Source organism: Skermanella sp., assembly GCF_059503625.1.
In genome coordinates, this window is record NZ_JCACHA010001193.1 from 1 (window position 1) to 4,789 (window position 4,789).

General features: G+C 56.3%; 5 protein-coding genes and 1 tRNA gene. 4 read left to right on the forward strand and 2 right to left on the reverse strand.

Annotated features, from left to right (window positions below):
• Positions 1 to 112: 112 nt before the first annotated feature.
• A complete protein-coding gene (locus AC5JJ6_RS41935) occupies positions 113 to 379 on the reverse strand; it encodes a hypothetical protein (protein ID WP_496047747.1) in 267 nt (88 codons plus the stop codon).
• 440 nt (positions 380 to 819) lie between these two features.
• Positions 820 to 902: transfer RNA gene (locus tag AC5JJ6_RS41940), tRNA-OTHER, on the reverse strand.
• A gap of 197 nt (positions 903 to 1,099) precedes the next feature.
• Here AC5JJ6_RS41940 and AC5JJ6_RS41945 point away from each other — a divergent pair.
• The 4 genes from AC5JJ6_RS41945 (at position 1,100) to AC5JJ6_RS41960 (ending at position 4,753) form a co-directional block, all read left to right on the forward strand.
• A complete protein-coding gene (locus AC5JJ6_RS41945; RefSeq protein WP_496047748.1) occupies positions 1,100 to 2,362 on the forward strand; it encodes a tyrosine-type recombinase/integrase in 1,263 nt (420 codons plus the stop codon).
• A 92-nt stretch (positions 2,363 to 2,454) separates the two neighbouring features.
• A complete protein-coding gene (locus tag AC5JJ6_RS41950) occupies positions 2,455 to 3,321 on the forward strand; it encodes a hypothetical protein (protein WP_496047749.1) in 867 nt (288 codons plus the stop codon).
• Positions 3,322 to 3,487: 166 nt separating this feature from the next.
• On the forward strand, positions 3,488 to 3,667 hold the full coding sequence (locus tag AC5JJ6_RS41955) for a helix-turn-helix domain-containing protein (RefSeq protein WP_496047750.1): 180 nt from the start codon (positions 3,488 to 3,490) through the stop codon (positions 3,665 to 3,667).
• A gap of 252 nt (positions 3,668 to 3,919) precedes the next feature.
• Positions 3,920 to 4,753, forward strand: a complete 834-nt coding sequence (locus AC5JJ6_RS41960; RefSeq protein WP_496047751.1) for a hypothetical protein — start codon at positions 3,920 to 3,922, stop codon at positions 4,751 to 4,753.
• Positions 4,754 to 4,789: the final 36 nt, after the last annotated feature.

Consider the following 4,789-nt stretch of genomic DNA (forward strand, 5'->3'; position numbering starts at 1 on the left):
TCGCCGGGCGCGTCGCGCCGAAGCACGGGCCGGCGCCCGACAGCCGGGCGCGGCCCCTCGGGGAGGCGATGCGGCCGATCCGGTTACAAGTTCGTTTCCGGCCGGCCGCTCATCATACCATCGCCGTCAGACGGTCCATTCGGTCGCGTATCCGGTACCAGCCGCCGACGACCGGCAGGAACCACGCCTTGCCCCGGTAGAGCGGGTGGGACGGAAATGCGTCGCGGTCGAAGGCGCAGGGACGGTTCTGCCGTCCAAGCAGCTTCAGGGCGGTCTGGTGGCCGAGATAGGTCATCAGGGCGACGCCGTTGCCATTGCACCCGACGGCGTGGACGATGCCGCCGCGTTCGCCCATATGCGCCGTCTTGTAGAAGGTCATCCCAACATAGCCGCTCCAGCATGCGAGATCCTCCGCCCGGCTGCCGCATCCACACCCGCTGTCCCCTGGCGGTCGCAAGATGCGCCGGCGAGGAACCGGCTCTTCGACCGCTGGGAGCGCTTGGCCATTTCGTCGCCTGTCATCTGGCGCTCCCGGCCTGATCTGCTTGTGTAGCGGCGGAACGTTGGTAGGGTTATTTATCGCTCCGCGGCAGGTTTCGCCTGCAATCGCCGGCACCTTGTTCCAGATGTAATCGGCGACTCACGCCACGAAGTCCTTGGAGGGACATCATTTTGCGATCTGATCTGGGGTCGAGATGGGATGTCCACGACAGATACATCGCGGAAGCAATATTGGAAATTGTTGGAACTCGACGCCTGAGCCGAAGCAAAGCCTGAGTTGCAAAAGTCGCAACGCTTCAAGCTGAGTGCTTGATAAGATGGCGTCCCCAAGGGGATTCGAACCCCTGTTACCGCCGTGAAAGAGTCAAGTCAGCGCGGTTATGAGAGACAAGCTGAACGACGATGAACGTTGACGAACAGGGGCAAATAGTTGATATAAAACAATAAAATTTCAAAACGTTAGATCCTCCCACCTCCTTTGACCTTGTGCGTTCGCGACTGATCGCATACACTTATGCCGTACGTCATGCCGTACAAACTTGATGATCGGCTTGGATCGTCTCGCGAACCACGGCACAGAAATCAGGGAGATGGCAGGATGGCGCGCACCGTCGCCGACGCAAACCTCACCACCCGCAGCGCTCGATTAAAGCTTCCAGCACGTCGCGAACCACACTGGCGCACGCTGTCAGAGGGGCTGGCGATCGGATACCGGAAGGGGGTTCGCGGCGGCACGTGGATCGCCCGACACTATGCCGCAGATGCCGGTCGGCGCTTCAAAGCGCTCGGTACCGCCGACGACATCGTTGATGCTGATGACGTCCATGTTCTCTCCTTCTCCCAGGCCCAAGCCGCAGCCCGCACTTGGTTCGCCGAACTGGCCGCGACCGACAAGGCCACTGTCGAAGCCGCAGAGGTCAAGTCGGTGTTCACGGTCGCTGATGCCCTGCACTCATACTTGGCTTGGTACCGGCTGCACCGCAAATCGGCCGAGAGGGTCGAGTACATCGTTAACGGCTTCATCCTGCCCGAACTCGGCACCATCGACTGTGCCGAACTGACCGCACGGCGCATTCGCGATTGGCACGAGAAGATCGCCGCCAGCCCACCGCGTGTCAGATCCAAAGCGGGAGAAACAGTAAAACACCGGAGCATGCCTGATACTCCCGAGGCCAAGGCATCTCGTCGGTCTACCGCAAACCGCATCCTCAACGTGCTGAAAGCCGCACTCAGCCGGGCCTATCGCGAAAACGACATCGCCACTGATGAGGCATGGCGGCGCGTCCACCCATTTCGCGAGGTCGATACCGCCAAGGTCCACTACCTCACCGATGACGAGTGCCGCCGGCTAGTCGAAGACTGTGTTCCTGATTTCCGTCCGATGGTTCAGGCGGCGTTGCTGACCGGGGCTCGCTTCGGAGAACTGGCTGCGCTGGTCGCGGCCGATGTCAATCTGAATAATGGCACCCTGCACATCCGGCGGGCCAAGAGCGGAAAGGGCAGACACATCGTGCTGAGCGATGAAGGCGTCGCGTTCTTCAAGGGTTTAACTGAAGGACGTTCCGGCGCCGATCGGCTATTCACAACGAGTTCCGGCACCTCCTGGGCGGAAGCCAACCACTCGCGACCGCTCAGACGCGCGTGCGCGGCAGCCGGCGTCGTCCCGGCCATCAGCTTCCACGTGCTGCGCCATACCTACGCCAGCCGGCTGGCGATGCAACGCGTACCCCTGCAGGTTATCGCGGAGCAACTGGGGCATGCAGATACGCGCATCACGCAGAAACATTACGCCCACCTGTCCCAATCCTACGTGGCGGATGTTATCCGTGCCGCCTCCCCTGCCCTCGGCATTTCAACCTGAACAGTATTGAGCAACGCAGAAGCCCAAGGGACAGTAAAGCACCCCTATGGAAGAATGTTCAATGAAGCACGCCATCTATCAGGAGGCACATCATGGCAAAAAAGAAGATAGAGATTATAGAAATAAACGAATTGGACATAAACCGGCTTTATTCCGACAGCGGCGCACTCAAACTTGCAAGAATAGCGGGCATTCAAGATTCAGCTGAAGTCCAAAGTTTCTTTCAGGTTGTTAAATTTACTGTAATGCTATATATTTATTTACACAACCGCGAGCAAAACCTCAACCCTTCCAAAGAATATAAGAAAGCCAAGCGGTTTATCTTATATTTAGACAAATCACTACTGTCAGCCGGAGAGTTCGCGACGTCTAATCGAGATATTTTTAACATAAATGCAGCTTTAGACCAAGAATTGGCCGTCAAAAAACCCAGCACTGAAAATAATACGATGACCGCTGACATAAACATGTTAGATGCCAAAGGACAAAGTTCATGGATGGTAACGGGATATCCTAGCGCATCTGGATGGCAATCTCTGTTGTTCCACGGTAAAATTGATGAACCTGGAAAGATTCTCACCAATCCTGCTGATGCTTTAGAAGATCACCTCACGAACTTGAAAATCATGCGACAGCGTGCAACCGTCATTCTCAAAGAGCTTGAACTTAGAAAATCCGACCGCACCCGCAACTATCCAATGCGGCAAGTCATCGCCTTGTTGCGCGACGTATACGAAAAGTTCTCTGGAAAACGTGCAACCTTGAGCAATACCGGGTCTGGCGACGGAGCCTCCGGGATATTCAAAGAGCTTTCTGAAGCAGTTTTCCGACCTGTTCTTCCCTCATACTGGAAGAATAGAAGATTGGACAGCGTTATTAACAACGTACTTTATCCGAAATCACGTAAAAATCCGAAAAAGTGCAAGGAAGCGAAGGGAGATAAAATTATCGTAAAATAGGTATGGAGATACCGGCTCGCCTCAACCCAGCGAAAGATCAATACCAAGCCGCCGACGAACGCCTGCTAATTAATGAGCTCCCCTTCAACCAGCCCCGTACAGGGCCGTCCAAAGGAGTAGGAGCGTGTCAACGAAATTAATGAGACAGAATTTTTCGGAAGAGCTATTGACCATCCTCGACACCGCCCGCGAGGCTCGTGTCGGCCGGACAACGATTTACAAGCACATCGGCAGTGGCGAACTCGTCGCGGTCAAAGTCGGTCGGCTGACGCGGATCCGCCGGTCAGACTTGGAGAATTGGATGCGCCATCTGGGCACTTACCGCCCGATGGGGGACCGCTCATGACTCCCGGTCACACAAAATCGCGAGAGGAAGCTCAACAATTCAGGAGCTTCTACGACCGCATGGACGAGCTCATCGAAATCATGCTCGCTCATTACCACCCCTGCAGCTCTCCTGAAGGCTGCACTTCCAGCAAGCCCCTTTCCCCATCCACGCCCGAGGCGGTTCAGAGCGCCCCGCCAGCGTCAACCACTCCCGAAATCGAACAGCAAGCCGTGCCGACCGATCCGGCTGGAACGAGGGAGGACGGCCGTAATGAAGCATAGACCACACTTCATCGGCTACACCCCCTGCCCCGAGCACGACGCTGCACTTCATCACCGCCGTTTCGAAACACAAGAGCAGGCCGAGGGGGAACTCACCCGCTTAGTCCGCACACTCAAAGCAGCAGGTGAAGAAGAAGCAGCGAATGCCCTGTTAGGGTGTCTCATCGACCAACCATGCTGGCGTGCTCACTGTCCCGTCTGTGGCCGCCAGTTCCGCCGCTGGTTCATCGCCGCGGTCATGCAACTGATCGAAGATCTATCAGACACGCCGCTGTACGCTGTCAGCATCATACCAGCCAACATGGCTCAGGAACCTGGCAGCCTGTCAACCTTGTCCCTGGCCAAGGCCAAGGAAAGCCTGTGCCGGCGTTTCGGTCGTCAGTTACCGCAAAATGCTCAGGTCCTGCTCGGTATCGACGCCAGCATGAACCACGACGAGACGAAGCGCGAGAAACGCATCCCGACTCATTGGCAGCTCCACCTGTATGGACTCATCTGGGGGGTACCGAAAGCCGAGTTGAAACGCATTCTACACGCCATGTTCCCGAAGTCCCCAGCCATTCCCCGTCCAGTACAGATCAAGGAGATCACGGACCAAAGCGACCTGATGGCAATCATCTCTTACGCCATGAAAAGCGGTTACACACGTCGCGTGTCGTACAAGGCTCCGAACGGTCGTATTGCTTCCCGAAAAGTTGGTCTGAAAGCTCGTGAGACGGCTGAGCTGATGAGCTACCTGGCCCAATACCAACCCTGCGACAGACTACTTCTCTTACGAGTACGACGTCGTGGAACCCAGCTGGTGAGTACGATTTGTCGGTGAAAAGCTGGTGTGATGATACCTAAAGGTAGGTAGAAA

Excerpts from the sequence above, each read along its gene's own strand:
- AC5JJ6_RS41935 (WP_496047747.1), bottom strand. The coding sequence starts at position 379 with ATGACCTTCTACAAGACGGCGCATATGGGCGAACGCGGCGGCATCGTC.
- AC5JJ6_RS41945 (WP_496047748.1), top strand. The coding sequence starts at position 1,100 with ATGGCGCGCACCGTCGCCGACGCAAACCTCACCACCCGCAGCGCTCGA.
- AC5JJ6_RS41960 (WP_496047751.1), top strand. The coding sequence starts at position 3,920 with ATGAAGCATAGACCACACTTCATCGGCTACACCCCCTGCCCCGAGCAC.
- AC5JJ6_RS41950 (WP_496047749.1), top strand. The coding sequence starts at position 2,455 with ATGGCAAAAAAGAAGATAGAGATTATAGAAATAAACGAATTGGACATA.